Origin of the sequence: Proteiniphilum sp. X52, from assembly GCF_003712195.1 — a bacterium.
In the GTDB taxonomy this organism is placed as follows: domain Bacteria; phylum Bacteroidota; class Bacteroidia; order Bacteroidales; family Dysgonomonadaceae; genus Proteiniphilum.
Map to the genome: position 1 here is coordinate 102,872 of NZ_RDSD01000003.1, position 21,105 is coordinate 123,976.

At 46.2% G+C, this 21,105-nt stretch carries 18 protein-coding genes; 11 read left to right on the forward strand and 7 right to left on the reverse strand.

Annotated features, from left to right (window positions below; translation table 11 throughout):
- Positions 1-222 precede the first annotated feature (222 nt).
- The 6 genes from D7D25_RS04140 to D7D25_RS04160 all read right to left on the reverse strand — a co-directional run bounded on the left by D7D25_RS04140 (position 223) and on the right by D7D25_RS04160 (position 4,486).
- A complete protein-coding gene (locus D7D25_RS04140; RefSeq protein ID WP_122967699.1) occupies positions 223-414 on the reverse strand; it encodes a hypothetical protein in 192 nt (63 codons plus the stop codon).
- Between the two features lie 35 nt (positions 415-449).
- Positions 450-590 (reverse strand): hypothetical protein, encoded by a 141-nt coding sequence (locus tag D7D25_RS17935; protein WP_158602533.1) that lies wholly within the window; start codon positions 588-590, stop codon positions 450-452.
- Positions 591-648: 58 nt separating this feature from the next.
- Positions 649-1,545 (reverse strand): glycosyltransferase, encoded by an 897-nt coding sequence (locus D7D25_RS04145; RefSeq protein WP_122967700.1) that lies wholly within the window; start codon positions 1,543-1,545, stop codon positions 649-651.
- 42 nt (positions 1,546-1,587) lie between these two features.
- Entirely contained in the window at positions 1,588-2,427 is an 840-nt protein-coding gene (locus D7D25_RS04150) for a glycosyl transferase (RefSeq protein WP_122967701.1), read from the reverse strand.
- Between the two features lie 25 nt (positions 2,428-2,452).
- Complete coding sequence (locus D7D25_RS04155) at positions 2,453-3,277, reverse strand: MBL fold metallo-hydrolase (RefSeq protein WP_122967702.1); 825 nt, start codon at positions 3,275-3,277, stop codon at positions 2,453-2,455.
- A 189-nt stretch (positions 3,278-3,466) separates the two neighbouring features.
- A complete protein-coding gene (locus D7D25_RS04160) occupies positions 3,467-4,486 on the reverse strand; it encodes a nitronate monooxygenase family protein (RefSeq protein ID WP_122967703.1) in 1,020 nt (339 codons plus the stop codon).
- A gap of 329 nt (positions 4,487-4,815) precedes the next feature.
- On the opposite strand from D7D25_RS04160, the gene purD reads away from it, so the two are divergent.
- From purD to D7D25_RS04185, 5 genes are all read left to right on the forward strand, one after another.
- Positions 4,816-6,090: a phosphoribosylamine--glycine ligase gene (purD, locus tag D7D25_RS04165; protein ID WP_122967704.1), complete on the forward strand. Its 1,275-nt coding sequence runs from the start codon at positions 4,816-4,818 to the stop codon at positions 6,088-6,090.
- A 15-nt stretch (positions 6,091-6,105) separates the two neighbouring features.
- On the forward strand, positions 6,106-7,125 hold the full coding sequence (locus D7D25_RS04170; RefSeq protein ID WP_122967705.1) for a hypothetical protein: 1,020 nt from the start codon (positions 6,106-6,108) through the stop codon (positions 7,123-7,125).
- 228 nt (positions 7,126-7,353) lie between these two features.
- The gene (locus D7D25_RS04175; protein ID WP_122967706.1) at positions 7,354-8,820 is read left to right on the forward strand and encodes an MFS transporter; all 1,467 of its coding nucleotides are present in this window, start codon (positions 7,354-7,356) and stop codon (positions 8,818-8,820) included.
- 48 nt (positions 8,821-8,868) lie between these two features.
- Entirely contained in the window at positions 8,869-9,705 is an 837-nt protein-coding gene (locus D7D25_RS04180; RefSeq protein WP_255417169.1) for an HAD-IIA family hydrolase, read from the forward strand.
- Positions 9,706-9,810: 105 nt separating this feature from the next.
- Positions 9,811-10,314: a DUF4251 domain-containing protein gene (locus tag D7D25_RS04185; RefSeq protein ID WP_158602535.1), complete on the forward strand. Its 504-nt coding sequence runs from the start codon at positions 9,811-9,813 to the stop codon at positions 10,312-10,314.
- A 118-nt stretch (positions 10,315-10,432) separates the two neighbouring features.
- On the opposite strand, the gene D7D25_RS04190 is transcribed toward D7D25_RS04185, so the two are convergent.
- Positions 10,433-12,061 carry an alkaline phosphatase gene (locus D7D25_RS04190; protein ID WP_122967709.1) on the reverse strand — a complete coding sequence of 543 codons (1,629 nt, stop codon included), beginning with the start codon at positions 12,059-12,061 and terminating at the stop codon, positions 10,433-10,435.
- A gap of 325 nt (positions 12,062-12,386) precedes the next feature.
- Here D7D25_RS04190 and D7D25_RS04195 point away from each other — a divergent pair, with 325 nt between their 5' ends.
- From D7D25_RS04195 to D7D25_RS04220, 6 genes are all read left to right on the forward strand, one after another.
- On the forward strand, positions 12,387-13,169 hold the full coding sequence (locus D7D25_RS04195; RefSeq protein ID WP_122967710.1) for a DeoR/GlpR family DNA-binding transcription regulator: 783 nt from the start codon (positions 12,387-12,389) through the stop codon (positions 13,167-13,169).
- Positions 13,170-13,462: 293 nt separating this feature from the next.
- Positions 13,463-15,037 (forward strand): glycerol-3-phosphate dehydrogenase/oxidase, encoded by a 1,575-nt coding sequence (locus D7D25_RS04200; protein WP_122967711.1) that lies wholly within the window; start codon positions 13,463-13,465, stop codon positions 15,035-15,037.
- Between the two features lie 267 nt (positions 15,038-15,304).
- Complete coding sequence (gene glpT / locus D7D25_RS04205; protein ID WP_122967712.1) at positions 15,305-16,648, forward strand: glycerol-3-phosphate transporter; 1,344 nt, start codon at positions 15,305-15,307, stop codon at positions 16,646-16,648.
- Positions 16,649-16,831: 183 nt separating this feature from the next.
- Positions 16,832-17,974 (forward strand): porin, encoded by a 1,143-nt coding sequence (locus D7D25_RS04210; RefSeq protein ID WP_122967713.1) that lies wholly within the window; start codon positions 16,832-16,834, stop codon positions 17,972-17,974.
- A 21-nt stretch (positions 17,975-17,995) separates the two neighbouring features.
- Positions 17,996-18,967 (forward strand): YncE family protein, encoded by a 972-nt coding sequence (locus D7D25_RS04215; protein WP_185140211.1) that lies wholly within the window; start codon positions 17,996-17,998, stop codon positions 18,965-18,967.
- Between the two features lie 159 nt (positions 18,968-19,126).
- Positions 19,127-21,082 carry a calcineurin-like phosphoesterase family protein gene (locus tag D7D25_RS04220; protein WP_255417170.1) on the forward strand — a complete coding sequence of 652 codons (1,956 nt, stop codon included), beginning with the start codon at positions 19,127-19,129 and terminating at the stop codon, positions 21,080-21,082.
- Positions 21,083-21,105 lie beyond the last annotated feature (23 nt).

Here is a 21,105-nt window from a genome sequence, read left to right on the forward strand (position 1 = left end):
CGAGAAAAAACCCGCGCTCATTCCGGTTTTATAGACAAGTTCTTTTTTGAAAGAATTGTTTAATGATTGATAGGCTTTTAGTGTCATAATAATTCTTCATTGTATTAGTGAACAGGTCGTTCACTTTCAGCCCGAAGTGGCCCCCTGAGGGCCACAGGATGTTGATGGATGCTTTTAGTACGATTATATTCAGGTAGGTACGGCGGGCCAACGCTGTCTTGATCAGGTCGCGTCTTCATTGAACGATTTGCCGGTCATCACACGTCCAAAACGGTCGTCCTTACCCTCGGTGATTGACAGGTCGTACAATTTTTGTGGAACGCTTGCAGTATCACCTACCGGTTCAATATCAACCTGCTTGAGGTTATATTCCACCGGATTCATGGCCATAACCGAGTTGATGAATTTTTGCATCTTTCTTCGATAAGGGTAATACGTTTTCTTGCTTTTTAGGGATAACCGAACCGTGGAGGTACGCCGTTCTGTTCATCCAAATAGATCCGCCCATTATATTTATAATGACCTGTGGCGCACAGGTTGTAAATCGTTTGCAAAACAAAATAGGGGAATTTCTCTCTATTTCGCAACACCTTGTTGGTTAAATAAAATTAAATATAGGCAAGAGGCGGGAGGGTGCGGTTCATTTTATTATCGGAATATCAAATGCTTTCGGATCCTTCGTCTCACTTTTGCCCAAAATGAATTGGTTTTTACATGATATTTTTCAATTGATTTTCGCGCAGCTTGGTTTTCTTCTATTACAGGAATAGTGATAGAGAGTTTTTTGGGATATAAATTCGTCGCATAAATATTCTGGCTGCTGCTATGTGTTCCGCTGCCGTCAAACCCGATATTCTTTACCAACGATCTCCCGGCATTGACCGAAAGCATATCTTTGAGGAATAGCGAAGCATTCCAGCGGATTGCCCACGAGTCGTTCTTTCGGTTTATCTGTCGTTCCAACATCCGGGTGTAGGGATATTTCCCGTTAAAATCGAACGACCGGGATAGCTTGCGGCTTTTTATTTCATCCAGCAGCGCTTTCCCATCGGGATTGAACTGTTGCCATGCCCTTTTCCATGTGGCCCAGCCCCAGCTTCCCGTCCATTTTATCAAAAAGGCTTCCGGCAATTCCGGCAGGGGATAGCAGTAGCCATGTATGTGGCCGATCCTGTTTTCGGTCTCAAACATATCCAAGGCTTCATTCATGAACGTAAGGAAATAGGGGGATGTTACCAGGTCGTCCTCCAGTACAATGACCTTCCCGTACTCCTCGATCACCCGGCTAACCCCGCCAATGATGTTTTTCGCCAATCCAACGTTGTGGGTGTTTTCCAGAATGTTGATTTTCCTGAATCCCTCGATAGTCTGAATGATTTTCCGTACTTCCCCCACCTGCTTTTTATCCGTTTCATTTTTGTATCCATCGGAAAACACGAATAACTCACTTTCACTGCAAAGTTTGTTTTTCAACAATGCTTCCAGTGTTTGCCGCGTATGGGACGGGCGGTTATACGTAAAGAGTAATATGGGGGCGTGCGACATAAATGAACGGGATATTAAATGATTGAATGCGAATTAAAACGTTTATGCTTTCCGTTCTATTTTCTCGTAGGGTATTTTGCCTATTTCGGAGGCCGTTTCGGAGTAAGAACTATGGTATGACCCTATTATTTTTTGTGTGCGGGACAGGGCATATAGTTCCACCAAAGCATCTTGTACTCCTTCGGAGGTAGAACGGGAAACGGGTCTCCAATGGGTGATTATACGGTCTCCGAAAATAGTTGCCAGTCTTTTTTTCTCTTCGGCGGAGTCGGAAGCCAGATAGAAGCGTACATCCGGGTTCATTCCGATTTCTTCCTCCATTCGTTGAATGAATAATTCCGTAGGGCTTTTTTCTATGGAAATGACATTATCGGTGCGGCGGATATGGATGCCTACGGTATGTGTTGTGAAATCTTTACATCTTTCATCGATTCGCTCCTGCAATCCGGGAATAGGGATGAAAGACGCGAAACTCCTTTGCCCGTCACCGGGATGGAATTGCAGGCACGCCGACAGATAAGATCTTTTATGGGACAGTGCCCACCGGCGAAAATCGAAATTCCTGTATGTTCTTTGTGTGACCTGGTCTTCATGCAAGCAACTCCCGAAACGTGTCTTTTGGAACAGATAGGGAATCCAGAAATTCTTTTTCCGTGGGCGGTCGTTCAGTATATGATCCGTGAGGGTGGCATTCCGCAATGTCAGACGTGGAATTTTCAACGGTTGGAACAGTTGCTCGAATGAACAATTTAATCCTTGGTCTTTAAACCAGATGGCAGTGGCATGTATATCGGTATCCAGTGTCAGGGCGATAAGCGCTTCAATGGCTTTCATGCGGTTTGCCAGTCCCCCGTAAGGTATAAGTGTAACGGATGATTTCACAACTTTTTTAAAACTCTTTGCCTGTTTATAATTCTGTCTTCTGTGATAAAATGTTTCTCAGCAGGACATGCAGCGTCACATCCCGTCCCACTCTGACACCCTTTTCCGCCAGCCGGTTCTCCACCGTTTGGTAGGCCAGTTCGGGGTTGTTATTGTCACCGCTGAGGTGGCAAAGCCAGATATTGCGAAGATGCGATGCACAGTGGTTTGCCAGGAACTCGGCGGTCTGCCGGTTGCTCAAATGTCCCGTCCCGTTACTTATGCGCTGTTTAAGGAAGTAGGGATAGCGGCCGTTGTGGAGCAGCTCTTCGTCGTAGTTGCTCTCGATCACCAGGTGGTTGGCTTTTCCGGCGTAATGGGCCACCTCGTCGGTAATGCTGCCCACATCGGTGGCCAGGGTAAACCTATGGTCGCCGAACCGGATAAAGAAGCCGGAATTGTCCACACTGTCGTGGGGTACGTCGAAAGCGGTGATCTGGAAATCTTCAATCTGAAACGGTTTTCCTTTCTCGATATATCGGGTTGATCCGTTGAGGCTGTTGCGCACAAGGGGGTGGTTCATGATCGCCCTGTGCACCTCACGGGTGGCATAGACCGGGATATGCAGCTTCTCTGCCAGGTAACCCACCGATTTGATATGGTCGTAATGGTCGTGCGTGACCAGAATCGCCATAATGGAGGAGAGCTCGACTCCATAATGGGCAAGCCGCTTTTTGATGACGCGCGGCCCCAATCCGGCATCGACAAGCATCCCGTAGTGGCTGTTTCCCAAGTAATAACAATTACCGCAACTGCCGCTGCTCAAACTGAAAAACGAGAATTTATCGGAAGAAAACAAGTTATATTGCATTTGTAAATGCAAAGTTACCATTTTTCCGCCGGAAAGTTGTAAGGGTCACACGAAATGTGTCTGTTTTTTATACGGGATTTTTACTTCACGATAACTTTTACCGCAGCCAAATCTCCTTCCTTATTCCGCATGGTAATGATGTCGCTCCCTTTCCCTTCCTCGGCGGCGTCTATGAATAAGACATAATAATCAGACCATACGTTGGTCGCGATAAGAGTCTTGCTTACCAAAGCTTTTTCTATCACACGGTTGGAGTAGCCTATGATCTTCCCTGTTCAGCTTTTCCACTGTCTCGTGATATTCTTTCATCATCCCCTCGACCACCTGTTCGGCGGGAACAACAGCGTCTATCAGCGACGCGACCTGCCCTATTTCCAGCTCGCCCTCCACCAGGTCTCCTTCAAATATGCCCCGTCTGGAACGACCGCGCCCCAGCAACGAGCGGAGCTCGTCAGCGGATGCGCCCCGGTCTTCCAACTCCTGCACCTGACGGTAAAACTCATTTTTTATCATCCGCGTGGGGCTCACCTTCTTGAGCGATAGTATAGTGTCACCCTCGTTCAGGGAGATGCACTTCTGCTTGAAGGCGTCGCTGGCGGAACTCTCCTCGGTGAGCGCAAAACGGGTACCCACCTGCACCCCCTCGGCTCCCAGGGCAAACGCGGCGGCCATCGCCTCGCCGGAAGCAATACCCCCGGCGGCGATCAACGGCAGATCGACAGCTTTCCTCACCTGTGGAATAAGTGTAAAGGTCGTGGTCTCTTCCCGCCCGTTGTGCCCCCCGGCTTCAAACCCTTCGGCAACGATGGCGTCGACACCTGCTTCAGCGGCCTTGATCGCGAACTTAGAGCTTGAGACCACATGCGCGACCTTTATCCCTTCCGCTTTGAGTGTCGCTGTCCATGTTCTGGGGTTGCCGGCTGAGGTGAAGATTATCGGTACTTTCTCCCCGAGCACGATCTGCATGATCTCATCCATCTGGGGATACATCAGCGGGATGTTCACCCCAAAAGGCTTATCGGTTGCCACCTTGCATTTCTGAACATGCTCACGCAACGTTTCGGGATGCATCGAACCCGCTCCAATCAGTCCCAGCCCTCCGGCGTTGCTTACTGCCGCAGCCAATTTCCAGCCGCTGCACCAGACCATTCCGGCCTGGATGACAGGATAGCGAATGCCAAAAAGAGCCGATATTCGGTTTATATTCATGCTTGAGATATTTAACTGCGTTTCACTCCGTTGAACGGAGTTTGTTGTATGAAGTCACAAAGATAGCAACCTCCCGACAATTTTACCGCATTGTGGCAGGACAAAATCAATTTTATCCCTGCTTCTATCCATCCGAATTTCAATTTTCGTTACATTACAGTTTCAATTTTTTTAGTAGCTTTGCATAATCAATGTGACTAATGTGCTAATGTGACTAATGTGCCAATGTGTCAATAAGAATACTGTAAATGACAGTTAATAGTTAATAATTGGTGATTGGTAATTGGTGATTGGTGATTGGTGATGGCTAATTTGTAATTGAAAATTATATGAACGTCCTTCTTCTTGGTTCCGGTGGACGCGAGCATGCGTTGGCCTGGAAAATTCAAAAGAGCAGACTCCTGAATAATCTTTACATCGCTCCGGGGAATGCCGGTACGGCATCGTTGGGTGTGAACATCGATATAGATGTGGCGGATTTTGAAGCGATGAAGCGGTTTTCGCTCGATCATGACATAGATATGATCGTCGTCGGGCCCGAGGTTCCCCTGGTGGAGGGTGTGTATGACTACTTCCATGAAGATGAGGATATCTGCCATATTGCTGTGATCGGGCCCTCTAAAGAAGGGGCACGGTTGGAGGGAAGTAAGGATTTTGCCAAAAGGTTTATGTCCCGCTATAATGTCCCCACCGCGCGTTTCAAGACAGTTACCCTGGAGAATGTGATGGAAGGGAATGCTTTTCTCGATTTGCTTTCATCGCCTTATGTGCTGAAAGCGGATGGGCTGGCGGCAGGGAAAGGCGTATTGATTGTCAATGATCTCAATGAAGCGAAGCAATCACTCTGGGAGATGCTTAACGGAAAGTTCGGAGCCGCCAGCAAGAGCGTGGTGATAGAGGAATTCCTGTCGGGCATCGAGTGCTCGGTTTTCGTGCTGACCGACGGGAAATCGTACAAGATCCTGCCGGTAGCGAAAGATTATAAGCGGATCGGAGAGGGTGATACCGGCCTGAACACCGGAGGAATGGGGGCGGTGTCGCCTGTGCCTTTTGCCGATGAAATGTTTATGGAAAAAGTGCGTAGCCGGATTGTGGAACCGACTATCGAAGGATTACAGAAAGAAAAGATAGACTATAAAGGGTTTATTTTTCTTGGGCTGATTAATGTGGGAGGGGACCCGAAAGTGATTGAGTACAATGTCCGGTTGGGTGATCCGGAGACGGAAGTGGTGGTGCCGCTGATCAAATCGGATCTTTTGGAATTATTTACTGCGGTAGCTACCGAAACATTGGATGAGAAAACATTGGAGACAGACCACCGTCATGCCGTCACTGTGATGATGGTCTCCGGCGGCTATCCCGAAGGATATGAAAATGGAAAAATCATCGAGGGGTTGGATGATGTGCGGGACAGTATCGTATTCCATGCCGGCACGAAAAAGCTGGGGGAGAAAGTGGTTACTTCGGGAGGGCGCGTACTTTCCCTCACCTCTTACGGGAAAACCATGGATCACGCCTTGGGGACCTCTTATAAGAATATAGCGAAGATAAAATTTGAGAATAGTTATTTCAGAAAAGATATAGGTTTCGATCTCAGCAAATAACAATCCAAGGCGCTCATGCATTCTGTTGTCAGGTCGTTTCGTGCAGCTTTTGTCGAGGGGCGTTTTGCTCCTCTGCTCGCCGCTTTTGGAATGATGGGTATGCGGCTTGCATTGTTCCATAGGCGAGGGTTGCCCCGGATTACTTCCGTTGGCGACAATTATGTTTGGGAGCCAATAGCGTGTCTTTTTGTCCATCCACTGGTCTCGCTGATTACTTCCACGCTGGCTGTTTTTGTGATCGCCTGGCTCCTCTCCCTGTTAAACAGCAGGTTCAATCTTCTTCGTTCACGTTCCAACCTGCCTTTTACTGCGCCGTTGTGCTTATTGAGCCTTCATCCCTATTTTTTAGTGATGTCGGGTGATTATATCAGTATTATCTTTGTTCTTCTGGCATTCTTTCCGCTTCTGGAGTCGTATCAGAAACCTGACGCTTATCTTTCTTCCTTTCGCGCATCCATCTTGATTGCGGTAGCTTCACTGTTTCAGATCTATGCCTTTGTGTTATTTCCCTTATGGTGGATCGGAGAGCGGTCGATGCGGGGACCCCAGTTTCGTTCGTTTGTTTCGTCCTGGTTCGGTCTCTTCCTTGTGTACGTGACGCTGTTCTCTGTTTATTGGCTGGTTGATGAGATTCCCCGTTTCGTCAGGCCGTTTCTGCAGTTTGTCTCCTTTTCAATACCCGAAATCCCACGGTTTTCTATGCTGGAATGGGGAGGAGTATTGTTTGCGGGGTTGTTTTTTATATCCAATATGATTTTCAGTATCAGGATATATAGTCGTGATAAGGCGCTCACTCTTTCATTCATGCAGTTTGTGGTTTTCCTGATTGTTTTTTTATTGATTCTTCAGATGGTGTACTGGCAGGAAACATTTTTCTTCCTCTTGCTTTCCCTTGCATTGACCTCCTATCTGAGCGCTTATTTCTACTCGAGAACGATCTTGAAAAACCATATTTATGTGGCATATGCCATGCTTTCATTGATGTTGCTACTCTATTTGTCACATCTTCTCCCCTCGATGGCGGCTTTTTTATAAAACAAAAAAATTATTTAACGCGAGTTTGTTTATTTTCAACACTCTAAAGTTGCTGGTTTTTCTGCTATGATCTTAATTTTTAAGCCGCTTGCATCGAGCTCACGTTATTTAGGAAAAACAGGACTTTCAACCGGCTGAATTTAGAATATTTTGACAACATAAAATAAAGCATTATTTTTGTCCGGCAATATCGCCACATGAGCTCAACTACATCAACGATTACCACTTATGCAAGCCAAGACACACAAAAGTTTTAAATACTGGCAAACACGCACCCTGATAGCCACGATGATCGGTTATGCCTTCTTTTACTTCGTGCGGAAGAACTTCTCCTTTGCCATTCCCGGGTTAAGTGCCGAGTACGGCATCACCAAAACCAGTTTCGGTGTCATCATGACGCTGGTGACGGTGGTCTACGGAGTTTCGCGTTTCCTGAACGGCATCGTTGCCGACCGGATGAATGCCCGCTACCACATGTCTGTCGGTCTGTTCCTGTGTGCCATCGCCAACTTCGCCTTCGGGTTCGGGGCCGACCTGAGTTCGATCTTCACGGGGGAGACCGGGGGCCCCATGTTCACCAACACGATGGTGCTGACCTTCGGGGTCATCCTGGTGTTGAACAATTTCGTCCAGGGGAGCGGATTTCCTCCCGTAGCCCGTCTGTTGACCCACTGGATTCCGCCACAGGAGCTGGCCACCAAGATGTCGGTGTGGAATACCTCCCACTCCATCGGGGCGAGCCTTGTGGCCATCCTTTGCGGGTACATCATGGGCACGATGGGAACCGACATGAGCGCCCATCCTGAGATCGTCGCCCGGATTGCGGCCAACCTGAACGTTGACATGGGCGATGCCGAAAGGATGAGGAGCGTGCTCGAGTCGGCCTCTCATATGGGCGCCTGGAAATGGTGCTTCTGGATACCCGGTGCGATAGCCCTGTTGGGTTCGCTCGGGCTGTTCCTCTCCCTGAGGGACACCCCCTCCTCGGTGGGTCTTCCCGAACTGCACAAGGTCAACAGGAAAGGCAAGGATTCCTCGGCGGAATACAGGGCGTTTGTGCGCAAGTACGTCTACCGTAACAAATGGATATGGATACTTGGCATCGCCAACTTCTTCGTGTATATCGTGAGGTTCGCCGTGCTTGACTGGGGCCCGACGTTCCTGAAGGAGGCGCACGGGATGTCATTGTCGCACGCTGGCTGGACGGTGGCGGTGTTTGAAATATTCGGAATTGTGGGAATGCTGCTGTCCGGCTGGTTCACGGACAAATACCTGAAGGGTAAGGCCCACCGCACGTGCGTCTTCTGTATGGTCGGTGTGGCAGTGTTTATGACCCTTTTCCTTCTCCTTCCTTCCGGGGCGTCCTCCTGGGTAATGATCTCTACCCTGGCTATGGCCGGATTCTTCATATACGGCCCTCAAGCTCTTATCGGGATAGCTGCGGCCAACCAGGCGACAAATCGCGCGGCAGCCACGGCAAATGGACTGACTGGTTTGTTTGGCTATGCCAGCGGCCTTGTCTCAGGTGTCGGTGTGGGTTATTTCGTGGACGTGATGAACAGGATAAATCCGGAAAAGAGCTGGGATTATGTGTTCATGGGGATGATAGGGATAGCGGTCTTGTGTGCTTTCGTCTTCCTGCTGATGTGGAAGGCCAAGGCTGACGGATACGACGAGGAGACGGGTGACGCATGAGAAGGAACCGATAAATTTAACGCAGGTATGTTTAAATACATAGATAAAATGGGACTTAATACAAGCTCCCGGCTAAAGGATTGCTTGGGAAGAATCCGGCATTTTGCTTTGGATATGGATGGAACGATTTACAATGGGGGAACTCTTTTCCCTTTCACCATCCCTTTTCTTGATTTTTTAAAAAAGAATGGAATTGGCTTTTCTTTTCTCACCAATAACCCGTCAAAAAGCACTGCTGATTACCTTGCCCATTTGGAGAAAATCGGGATAAAAGCGACAAAAGAGGAAATGTATACCTCGGCTCAAGCAACGATTGATTACATCAAAGTCCATCATCCGGAAGTCCAAAGATTGTTTATGTTGGGAACTCCCAGTATGATACGGGAATTTGAGGAAGCCGGTTTTGTTTCCACGGCCGACGATGCGGATGATGTGCCGGATATGTTGGTGGTGGGTTTTGATATGTCCTTGGTCTATTCCCGCTTGTGTCGGGCCTCCTGGTGGGCAAGCCTGGGGATCCCATATATAGCTACCAATCCTGACTGGGTTTGTCCTACGGATAAACCTACCGTTTTAGTGGATTGCGGATCTATTTGCGCTTGTATTGAGAGTGCTTCCGGCAGAAAACCGGATATCGTGATCGGAAAACCCGATCCCCGCATGTTGAGTGGAATTTTAGACCGTTATGCGCTCCAACCGTATGAGGTGGCGATGGTCGGTGATCGTATCTATACGGATGTGCGTATGGCCCACAATGCAGGAGCTGTCGGCATCCTTGTGATGTCGGGCGAGACGACTTTGGAGATAGTGGGCAAATCCGACTTGAAACCCGATATTATTGCGGAAAATCTGGCAGAAATACAGGAAATGCTCAGAATACGTTAACAGGGAAGGAGTAAACAAAATTCTCTTTTTATTTGTTCATTATATGATTACTTTACCCGCGGCATGGTATTACCGCCATGCAAATTATCAAAGGAGGATCATAGGATGAAGAAATGGGTGTCTTTTGGATTCGAAGCGCTTTTTTTAGCATTGGTTTTTCATGCTTGTGGAAGTGCGAAAACATCTGCTGAGAAGGAAAAACTCGCCGCAGATGTACGGAACGCGGTGGAAATACCCGATTTTACATTTAAAGCCACCTATGCTTACCCCACCGGTTACAAGTCGGTCTACCTTTCCCCTTATTATGATGTGAAAATATCGCCTGACACGGTGAAAGCTTATTTGCCTTTTTATGGCCGTGCTTATCGCGCACCCATGAATCCGGACGAAGGCGGATACCGGTTTACCAGTACCGACTTTGACTACCGTGTGGAAGAGGGAGACAAGAGGGGAAATTGGAATGTAACGGTCATGATACGTGATCAGCACCGTCCCCTTGCCTTTCGCTTTGATATATGGGAGAACGGAACGGCCCGCCTCAATGTGAACGATACGGACAGGCAATCGATCGCGTTTCAGGGCGATCTTGTAATCGCGGACAAAGAGTGAGGCTTGCGGACAAAGAGTGAGGCTGACAGCCCTCCCGCCGCCTATGCGAAACAAAAAATCCACTTTCCGGTGGATTTTTTGTTTTGTATTTGTTTCCTTTTGCTATGGCCGGTGGTATCTATAATTTCTTCGCAAGTTCGGTCGGCAAATAGAATGTGTCGTTTTTATCGATATAGACCGTCACGGAGCCTATGTCGAACGGTTTTCCGTTCAGCCGGGCCACCGAAGAGAAAGCTTTTATTTCAAGGGTATTTCTTCCTTTTCTCACTTTAAGTATCGGAAAATCAGGGTCTTTCTTTTCTATCGAATAGTTCATCCCTGCAAAAACCTGGTCGTGTTTGACGAATATCCGGTCGGATAATTCCCGGAGTGATATTTCCAATCCTGTTACTTTTTGCAGGTATTCGTTCAATTCCGTGTTCTTTATATTTCCCCTGAGTATATCGTCTTGTGGGTGATAAGAGGCAAGCATCACCTCTTCCCCGGTGTGTGAACCTGTAGTGAACCCAAAACAGGTTTTCGAATTCAATATTTTTACGATGTTGTATGCCAGGTTGTCGCTTGTCCCTACTTGGGTGTAATCGGCCTCCTTATAGTTCTTCGAGGAGAGGAGCATTTCCATCTCTTCGTCGGTAAGATCGATATCGGTATATTCTTTGAATGTCTCTTTGATTTTTTCCGGTTTGGTATTGATCAGGATTGACTCCAAGGCTACCGCGCTGATCTTGTATCTGGATACGGCGCCGAAGAGTTGTTCAAGGGAAAGTTTGCTGGATCCTGAGCAATTTCTGGAGCCGATGGAAAAGCCGCTGTTACCATGATCGGAAGCGACCACCACTACGGTATTCCCGTCCTTTTCGGCAAACGCCATCACTTTACCCACCGCTTCGTCAAATGCAAGGAATTCGTTGATGATGGTCGCCGCATCGTTGGCATGTGCCGCCCAGTCTATCTGGCTTCCTTCCACCATCAGGAAGAATCCGTTTTCGCTCTTCGATAGCACTTCTAACGCTTTTTCGGTCATCTCCGCGAGAGAAGGCACTTTATCCGGATTCCTGTCGATATTGTAAGGCAAAGCCCGTTCGCCGAACAGTGCCCATACCTTTCCGTCGCCGTTATAACTGAGCAGCGCTTCTTTGTCATCTTGGATAAGCGTCGTTCCATTGTTCGCGAAATGATTTTTTATGTCGTCGGTCAGTATACCGTGACCTCCCCCGAACATCACATCCAGGTTCTGATAAGCTATTTGCGGGGCAATCGCCTTGTAATTGCTTCTTTTGTAATAATGAGACGAAAAATCCGCCGGTGTGGCGTGCGGGAACTCACAAGTAACGACCAATCCCACCGCTTTCTTTTTCTCAATTTTAGAAGCTTCGAGGATGTTGGCGGCAGGCTGATAGGTGCGTGATGCATCCACCCGGAACAGGTCGTTATCGGAAACTTCGGGGTGAATCCCCACATTGCCCACCTGTTGTAACACCCCGGTAGCGTAGGTGGAGCCGGTGGGCGCGGAGTCACCGATCGGTGCATTGGAGGAAAAAGTGGAAACCGTCCCCGTAAGATAGGGATCCACATTGAGCCTGTTTTCCATGCCGTTATAATACTTGAACCACCGTGCCGCCGAATAAACACCCACGGAGGTTCCGTCAGGGATCATCATGATCACATTTTTCACAGGTCTTATTTCCTGTGCAAGAACCAATACCGAAATAAAGAATAGGCAAAAAAAGAGATAAGTCTTTCTCATTGAAATAAAGAATTTAATAAATGGCCGGGGGCGTTCCTCCCCACTACTGTTATTAACCGAATAATTAGTACGCAGGAACTGAAAGGCACAGCCTCCCTCACCGAACAGTCATGTAGTCTACACATTTGCTGGAAATACAAAGATAGGAAATTTTTGAATATATGGTTAAACATCCCTTGTCATTATTATTTTCCAAATGTTATTTTGAGATGGGCATTCTTTTTAGTAGTTTTGCTTTTGCATAGATAAATACATCGTACGTCGCTTTGAACGCCGGAAGAAAATAAGTTATTCTATTAATTGACAGCTAATTTGTAATAATACAATGAAAGAATCCCTTAAAAAAAGAAACAGTGCCCAAAGGTATAAAGTCATTTTAGATGAATTGGAGAAAAAGAGATATGTTACCGTACAGGATTTCAGCCAGACGCTTGGTGTGTCGGAGGTGACTATTCGAAAGGATTTGAAAGATCTTGAAAAGAGAAATATGCTTTTACGAAGCCATGGAGGTGCAAGTCCGTTGAGTTCACTGATCAGCGACCGGCATATCGATGAAAAAGAGAAAATCATGGTAGATGAAAAAATCAGGATAGCTGAAGCTGCAACCCGCTTGCTGAATAAAAATGACCGGATTATTATCGCTTCAGGCACTACCTTGTTGTTTTTCGCCCGCAAAATATCCATGACAGAATCGTTAATGGTGATCACCCCATCGGTAAAAGTCTCGTTGACACTGTGTTACTATCCCAACGTGGAAATTATTCAGTTGGGGGGCGATATGCGTAAAAGCTCCGCGTCGGTAATCGGGACCTATACCGAACAATTTTTGGAGGGGCTGATGTGTAACAAGCTGTTTATCGGTGTCGACGGAATCGGGATCGAATTCGGGTTAACCACCAGCAATATTGGCGAAGCCCATTTGAATCACTGTATGCTGAATGCGGCAAAAGAGGTGATTGTGTTGGCCGATTCATCTAAATTCGGAAAACAGGGGTTTGGGAAAATCTGTGATATAGAACGGGTTCATCATATTATTACCGATAAAAATGCGCCGCAGAATATAATTCAGATAATCCGGGACAAAGGGATTGAAGTCACTCTTGTTTAGTTATTGAACCTCTATCCGGGTGTTTGTCGCATAGGGATTAAGTGGGCGTTTTACTTCAATAAACTTGAAAAATAGATATTAACCGCTACTCGAACGCATCTCATTGGATTTTATTAAAATTAATGCTCGTTGATGTTCGGCTTATATTGCGGTCGAACAGGCTTTTCATGAAAAACACAACGATTTAACTTGCGAAATAGAGATGTTTGGGTTTGTTTCCTTATAAAAAACTTTCGAAAAAGTTTTGAATTTATAAATTATTCTTTTACTTTTGGGCTTTAATACTTTTTATTATGGATCGTACGAGTTATATAAATGAATTGAAAAATACGAAAACAGGATCAGCGTGGGATTTCATCGTGATCGGTGGAGGAGCTACCGGCCTCGGTATTGCGGTGGATGCAGCTACGCGGGGATATAAAACTGTATTGCTGGAACAGGCTGATTTTTCAAAGGCGACTTCAAGCCGGAGCACAAAACTGGTGCATGGTGGGGTACGCTATCTGCAACAGGGTGATGTGGCTTTAGTCAGGGAAGCTTTGCGTGAAAGAGGGTATTTAAGGAGGAATGCGCCCCACTTGGTGAAGAATCAGCGTTTTGTCATTGGTAATTATTTGTGGTGGGAGAAACCTTTTTATACAATTGGCTTGACCGTTTACGATCTTCTGGCGGGGAGAAGGGCGCTGGGGCGCTCATTGCCCATGAGTAAAAAAAGCGTCATCAAGCATATTCCTCAAATAGAGCAGCAAGGGCTAAAGGGGGGAGTATCCTATCAGGATGGTCAGTTTGATGATTCGCGGTTGGCCATTAATCTGGTGCAGACAGCTGTCGAGCATGGCGCGGCAGTAGTCAATTATGCTGGTGTGACCAATTTGACAAAAGAGGGAGGTAAAGTTACAGGGGTAGTCGTTGAAGATAAACTGGGTGGTGGTACTTTTCAATTAAAAGGCAAATGTGTCATCAATGCCACCGGAATTTTTGTGGATGATATCATCAAGATGGACAATCCCGTGCAAAAGCCGATGGTACGCCCCAGTCAGGGTGTCCATGTGGTGGTTGACGGTTCTTTCCTGGACAGTGACGATGCTATTATGGTGCCCAAGACTAGCGACGGAAGGGTGATGTTTGGAGTTCCATGGCATAACCGGGTTATTCTGGGTACCACCGATACGCCGGTGAAAGAGTTTGTGATGGAGCCCAAGCCGCTCGATGAGGAGGTGGACTTTATTTTGGAAACCGCGGGAAGATATCTGGTGAAAAAACCGCAACGCAAAGATGTATTGTGTGTGTTTGCCGGCCTCAGGCCATTGGCTGCCCCTACCAAACATTCCGAAGAGACCAAAACAAAAGAGATCTCGCGCAGCCATAAGTTGTTTGCCTCTGAATCGGGGCTGGTTACCATCACCGGCGGCAAATGGACTACTTATCGTATCATGGCTGAAGAAACTGTGAATCTTGCGGAAAAAACAAACGGGATGAAACATAAACCTTGTAAAACCAAACATCTCAAGGTGCATGGTTATCAGGCCAATCCCGATAGAAGCAACCATCTCTATATCTATGGAAGCGACCAGGAGCATATTCTTCAGTTGCAGAAAAACAATCCCGAATACGCGCAAAAGCTGCATCCTGACTTGGAATTTACGGCAGCTGAGGTGGTGTGGGCCGTACGTGAAGAGATGGCTCTTACTGTGGACGATGTGCTTGCCCGTAGAGTGAGGGCTTTGTATATGGATGCGAAAGCTTCCATCGAGATGGCGCCTCTCGTGGCTTCCATTATGGCAAAGGAACTGAACAAAGACAAAAGCTGGGAAGAGGAGCAGGTCAGGGAATACAGGTCTATTGCCCAGAATTATTTTCTGACATAATTTCCCTAAATAAGTTTGTTTTATTAGAAGCTGTTTTGAATTTTTTCATCGATTGTTTTTTAGCCGTTTTTTGATGGATTTGGATTTTCATTGATTGAAATGTGGCGGGCCACTTAAAAGAAATGAAAGTTCAAAGGCGCGAAAAAGGGCAAAAAACAATAGGAAAGAGTCGAAAAATAAGCGTGAAAGAATTACTCGTAAAATTCAAAACAGTTTCTTAGGAATTCGATATGCAATGGATTATAGATTTATAAGCAAACAGAAACCATGATAGGTATTTTAAAGCCACCGCCACACAAAGAGCAGATAGCCGATGAGAAAATAGACCCTGCCTATAAAAAATTGCGTTTTCAGGTCTTTATGGGTATTTTTGTCGGTTATGCAGCTTACTATCTTGTAAGAAAAAATTTCTCACTGGTGATGCCGGATCTCATTGAAATGGGATATTCGAGAGGATCATTAGGATTTATCTCCGCGGCTGTTTCCCTCTCCTACGGGCTTAGCAAATTTTTGATGGGTGGAGTTTCGGATCGTAGTAACGCGCGTGTCTTTATGAGTCTGGGACTCCTCCTTTCCGCTCTTACCATATTTAGCTTTGGTACCATACCGGCACTCACCTCATCGGTGACAGTCATGTTTATGGTCATGTTCGTGAACGGCTGGTTCCAGGGGATGGGATGGCCCGCATCCGGACGGGTGATGGTGCACTGGTTCTCCGTCAAGGAGAGAGGTACGAAAATGTCTATCTGGAATGTGGCGCATAACGTGGGTGGCGGTCTTGTCGGCCCGCTTGCTATTCTGGGTGTTGCCATTTTTGGGGACTGGCACAGTAAGCTTTATTTCCCGGCAATGATAGCGATGCTCTTCGCTTTTATTACCTGGTTGCTCGTGAGGGATACACCGCAATCGTGCGGGTTACCCAATATCGAGAAATACAAGAATGATTATCCCAAGGACTATGAGGCCAGCCACGAGGAGGAATTTTCAACCAAAGAAATATTTTTTAAATTTGTCTTTAGGAATAAATTCCTTTGGCTGATTGCTGTCGCCAACGTCATGGTCTACCTGGTGCGTTACGGTATACTCGACTGGGCACCGACTTACCTGAAAGAGGCCAAAGATTTCTCGGTGGCAGAAGCGGGATGGGCTTATTTTGCTTATGAATATGCGGGAATACCGGGAACCCTGCTCTGCGGGTGGATTTCAGACAAGGTCTTTAAAGGCAGGAGGGCGCCGGCCACGATAATTTATATGTTGCTGGTGATGGTGGCTATTTTTGTCTATTGGAAAAACCCTCCAGGCAATGTGATGGTCGACAACATCGCCCTGATTGCCATCGGCTTCCTGATTTATGGGCCGGTAATGCTCATTGGCGTGCAGGCGCTTGATTTGGTACCCAAGAAAGCGGCCGGTACGGCGGCCGGGCTTACCGGATTGTTCGGTTACCTGGGGGGCGCATTGGGAGCCAATATCGCCATTGGCTTTATTGTAGACCATATGGGATGGAATGCCGCATTTATGCTGATGTTGTTTGGTAGCGCAATTGCTATTTTGTTTTCTGCTTTTACCTGGAATGCGGAGAAAAAAAGATTGGCCGTAGATGACGAATAATGCGAATAAATTAAAACAGTGACTGAAAAATCCGGATTGACAGAGAGGAGGAAAATCCCCGGATTCGAAAAAGGACCACATTGGTGATTGACAGCCGCCTTCTTTCGAGCACACAATTCTACGGCCGTCTGGATTGAATCTGAACTGTAGTGAGCACAATCAACTCATAATAATATTTTTACTATGGAACATTTTTTTATTGTCATGTTAATGGTGGGTTTTTCCTTTTATTCTTCAGCAACTCCAATGGTGAACATGGAGGAGGACAAGGTTGTTGAAAAAAACACACAACAACAATCTGAAATTGCCGTGGTGCTTGCCAAGCTGCCGAAAATATCCGGCTATCTGCAGACCGGTTGGAATTACAGTACGGCCGGCGAGGGGACTTCATCTTTTCAGGCAAAGAGACTTCGCCTGCTTGTAGACGGGACGGTGACGCCAAACCTGGCTTTTAGACTCCAGATTGAGGCTTTTAACGGTATTCCCGGCTCTCTAACCCCGAATGGACAAAAAAACCTCCAGGTTATGGATGCGTTTGCCACCTATACCTTCAGTCCTGCATTCAAAGTGCGTGCAGGACAGTACTATCTTCCACTAGGATATGAGAATTACGATATTTCTCCCGCAACGCTGGAGACAGTCGATTTCTCGAATATTGTCTACCGGATGGTTTGCAGGAATCCTTATGAATACAACTTCGTAGACTACGGGCGTGACCTTGGTGTGATGATTATGGGGGATCTTTTCCCGTCGGAAAAGGATTTCAATCATTTAAGTTATGACTTGTCCCTTTCGAATGGCTCTCTTCCAATGAAAGATGATCCCAATAAATCCAAGGATGTTGTTGCCGCAATCACTGTGCGGCCAATTAAATATTTCAATGTGAAAGCTTCGCATGGCTGGGGTGAATATACTTATACCGATGGAGAAGGAAAAAGGTCCTTATATAATACCATGAACCGAACTATTCTCGGGGCATGGTATAATGACCCGAACGGTGTTTTTTTGAGAGCCGAATACGGTTTCCTCAAGGGGGAGAATGGCATGTTTGACGAGCGTGGTTTTTATGCACTTGCCGGATATAATCTCCAAACAAAGTACGGTAAACTCCTTCCTCTCATTCGTTATGATAGATATGAAGATAAAGCGAATGATATGACTGCAAATAACTATGACCGTATATTGGCAGGCTTTACTTTCCAGCCTGCGCCTAACTTAAAAATTCAATTGAATTATCAGCACGGTTTCTATTCCGCTAAGGCCTCACAGGCCCTTGGAAGAGATGGTTACGATCAGGTTCAATTAATGGGCCTTTTCAGATTTTAAAATCAATTAAATAATAAAAACATGAAAAAAACAATTATTTCCATTACGCTGGCTATCGCGTCCTTATCCTCTGTTATGGCGCAGCATATCGGTGAAGAGTACCGCTTAAAGAAAGTTATTCCCGTAGTTGGACGCCAAGGGATCGCGATTGATGAAAACTATTATTATGTATCCAATACTACGGCATTGCATAAGTATGATAAGGAGGGCAATCTCCTGATGTCGAATGAGAAACCTTTCAAGGATCTTAAAAAAACGAATCACTTTGGTGATATCGACGTTTTCAATGGCGAAATTTATGCCGGCGTCGAGTTATTTGAATATGGCCGTGGATATAATATCGCCATTTCGGTATATGATGCGGAAACATTGCAATGGAAACGCGATATTCCATGGTCGCCGGAGTCGGGTCAGGTGGAAGTGTCGGGAATTGCTATCGACAGGGAAAAGAACATGATATGGATGTCCGATTGGGTGGATAGCCGTTATGTTTATTGTTACAGTCTTGAAACCGGCAAATATTACACGAAAATGCAATGTCGTCCCGCTCCTTATTGGACACAGGGAATCTTTGTCGCAGACGGCAAGATGTTGTTTACCGCCGATGATGGTGAATCAATGTACCAGATCCCGGATAATATTTACATCGCAGACATAAGTGAAGTGCCTTTCACCGGACTGGTTGAGGGAACTGAGGTGGTCAGGGACACACCATTCTCGGTCAAGTTGGATGATAATGGCAAGGTGGTAACCCGTCCGGGACTTATTGCCGGTGGGGCAAAGGCCGGACGCCTTGCATTGTTCCGTGAAATGAATGATTTCCGTCGCACCGGTGAAATCGAAGGACTTGCCATCGATCCAACCAACGATGACCTGGTGGTCTTAAATAACCGTGGAACTCAAATCATACTTGGAATGTCGCAAGGTCCTGTCAGGGAGGAAGGCTACACACAGGAGGTACGTGAGCTGTATATATATGAAAGAATTAAATGACCTATATGGATAGTGATAGCATAACTGTGCGGAAATGCTAGAAAAATATACATGGTCTACTATACGTTTGGCAACCATTTCTGCATACCTGTCTCAGGCAAAATCCTAACCTTTCAAAATAGAATTAATTTGTTACATCAGCGTTTCAAAATGAAAAATATGAGAAAATATCTGTTAGTTTTAGTAATACTATTTCAATACATAACTTGCAGTAATAAGGAGGAAAACATTGCGGATGAGTTTGATGTGCAATTTGAACTCCCGGCCTTAATTGATATCACTCAAGGAGGAGAATACGTTTTTACGGTAAAAAACGGCAAAGCGCCATCCTCCTCAGACTCATTTATTTTAGAATCGGATGCCGGAATATCTTTTGTATGCCCCATTATCAGTACCTCTTCAGAAAGTTTCACCGTACGTTTGGCCAGTGAATGCAAATCCGGTTATCACAAAGTTTTCATCAAAAGGGACACCCGGAAAAAACCGTTTGGAGGAACCCACATCACTATCGTTGAAAATATCGGTTTCGAGCCGGATGAAGGCACTACAATTTACGGCATCGTTTCCTCGGGTGATGGTGCGGGTGTGGGAAATGTTGTGGTGTCTGATGGGGTGGAGGTGACCGTGACGAATGGGGATGGTATATACCAGCTAAAATCCGCCAAACAGCAAGGTCATGTGTTTATCTCCATACCAGGCGGATATGAAGTTCCATCCAGCGGAGTACTGCCTCAGTTTTTTTATAAGCTGAAAGGAGCCCCCAATGTTGTTGAACGGGTCGATTTTACACTGAGAAAAGTGAATAACCAGGACTCTTACAAGGTGTTTATGCTCGGTGACATGCACCTTGCGAATCGTACGGATGATGCAAGGCAATTCACAGAATTCACAACCGACCTGACTGCTTACATGGATCGTCACAGAGGAGAGAAGATGTATGCAATTGCGCTTGGAGACATGACATGGGACTTGTATTGGTATTCAAACAACTATTCTTTTCCCCAATACCTGAATGATGTAAACTCACAATTGAAGGACTTGCAAATATTCCATGTGATGGGTAATCACGACAACGATTTTCAGGGAACGTCGGATTTTACAGCCGAAATCAAATACAGAGACCAAATTGCACCTACTTATTATTCTTTCAATATTGGCAAAGTGCATTATGTGGTTATGGATAATATCGATTGCAGCGAATATGATGGTACCACTTCTCGAAAATATAAAAAGATTATCTCTGAAGAACAACTGAAATGGCTTGAAAAAGATCTTTCGTATGTGGAAAAATCAACGCCCATTGTTGTTGCGATGCATGCGCAAGTATTTTATCCGATAGCTGGTGGATTCAAATATGATTACGACGTGATCAATACCGAAAAGCTTTTTGATGCTTTGGCCGGATACGAAGCTCATTTTGTGACAGGTCATACACACATGACCTTCAATGTAAGGCCCGGCGACGCAATCGTAGGCGACCGCAACTTTTATGAACATAATACAGGAGCGGTATGCGCCTCCTGGTGGTGGTCAGGCCACCTTACCCCCGGAGTGCATGTCAGCCTTGATGGAACGCCGGGTGGGTATGCCGTCTGGAATGTGTCGGGAACCAATTTGAAGTGGAAATATAAAGCTACCGGATGGCCTGAAGATTATCAGTTCCGAAGTTACGATCTGAACAATGTGCGCTTCTCAATGGCCGACGTCCCATTGATGCCTTCCAATGTCCCTGATGCGACCAGGAGGGTATATGAGCAGTATGTGGACGCCTATCCGGCGAACAACAGTAACGAGGTGCTGATAAATATCTGGAACTGGAATCGAAACTGGATCTTGACTGTGGTGGATCAAGATGGCAATAACCTGGTGCCACAGGAAGTATGGGCTTATGATCCGCTCCATATAGCGGCGCTTTCCGTGAAAAGATTCAATCAGCCGAATCTCACATCAACGCCGTCATTCGTGACCCAGAAGTTTACCCATTTCTTCAAGGTAAAAGCGAATGATGCCGATACGGATTTGGTGATCACCGTTCAAGATGAATTTGGAAACAGGTGGACTGAGAATATGGAACGGCCGAAAGTATTCTCGATAGACGAGTATAAAAGAAAATAAACATGTTGACAAAAATAATTTCT

Excerpts from the sequence above, each read along its gene's own strand:
- D7D25_RS04140 (WP_122967699.1), bottom strand. The coding sequence starts at position 414 with ATGCAAAAATTCATCAACTCGGTTATGGCCATGAATCCGGTGGAATAT.
- D7D25_RS04145 (WP_122967700.1), bottom strand. The coding sequence starts at position 1,545 with ATGTCGCACGCCCCCATATTACTCTTTACGTATAACCGCCCGTCCCAT.
- D7D25_RS04155 (WP_122967702.1), bottom strand. The coding sequence starts at position 3,277 with ATGCAATATAACTTGTTTTCTTCCGATAAATTCTCGTTTTTCAGTTTG.
- D7D25_RS04160 (WP_122967703.1), bottom strand. The coding sequence starts at position 4,486 with ATGAATATAAACCGAATATCGGCTCTTTTTGGCATTCGCTATCCTGTC.
- purD (WP_122967704.1), top strand. The coding sequence starts at position 4,816 with ATGAACGTCCTTCTTCTTGGTTCCGGTGGACGCGAGCATGCGTTGGCC.
- D7D25_RS04170 (WP_122967705.1), top strand. The coding sequence starts at position 6,106 with ATGCATTCTGTTGTCAGGTCGTTTCGTGCAGCTTTTGTCGAGGGGCGT.
- D7D25_RS04175 (WP_122967706.1), top strand. The coding sequence starts at position 7,354 with ATGCAAGCCAAGACACACAAAAGTTTTAAATACTGGCAAACACGCACC.
- D7D25_RS04180 (WP_255417169.1), top strand. The coding sequence starts at position 8,869 with ATGGGACTTAATACAAGCTCCCGGCTAAAGGATTGCTTGGGAAGAATC.
- D7D25_RS04185 (WP_158602535.1), top strand. The coding sequence starts at position 9,811 with ATGAAGAAATGGGTGTCTTTTGGATTCGAAGCGCTTTTTTTAGCATTG.
- D7D25_RS04190 (WP_122967709.1), bottom strand. The coding sequence starts at position 12,061 with ATGAGAAAGACTTATCTCTTTTTTTGCCTATTCTTTATTTCGGTATTG.
- D7D25_RS04195 (WP_122967710.1), top strand. The coding sequence starts at position 12,387 with ATGAAAGAATCCCTTAAAAAAAGAAACAGTGCCCAAAGGTATAAAGTC.
- D7D25_RS04200 (WP_122967711.1), top strand. The coding sequence starts at position 13,463 with ATGGATCGTACGAGTTATATAAATGAATTGAAAAATACGAAAACAGGA.
- glpT (WP_122967712.1), top strand. The coding sequence starts at position 15,305 with ATGATAGGTATTTTAAAGCCACCGCCACACAAAGAGCAGATAGCCGAT.
- D7D25_RS04210 (WP_122967713.1), top strand. The coding sequence starts at position 16,832 with ATGGAACATTTTTTTATTGTCATGTTAATGGTGGGTTTTTCCTTTTAT.
- D7D25_RS04215 (WP_185140211.1), top strand. The coding sequence starts at position 17,996 with ATGAAAAAAACAATTATTTCCATTACGCTGGCTATCGCGTCCTTATCC.
- D7D25_RS04220 (WP_255417170.1), top strand. The coding sequence starts at position 19,127 with ATGAGAAAATATCTGTTAGTTTTAGTAATACTATTTCAATACATAACT.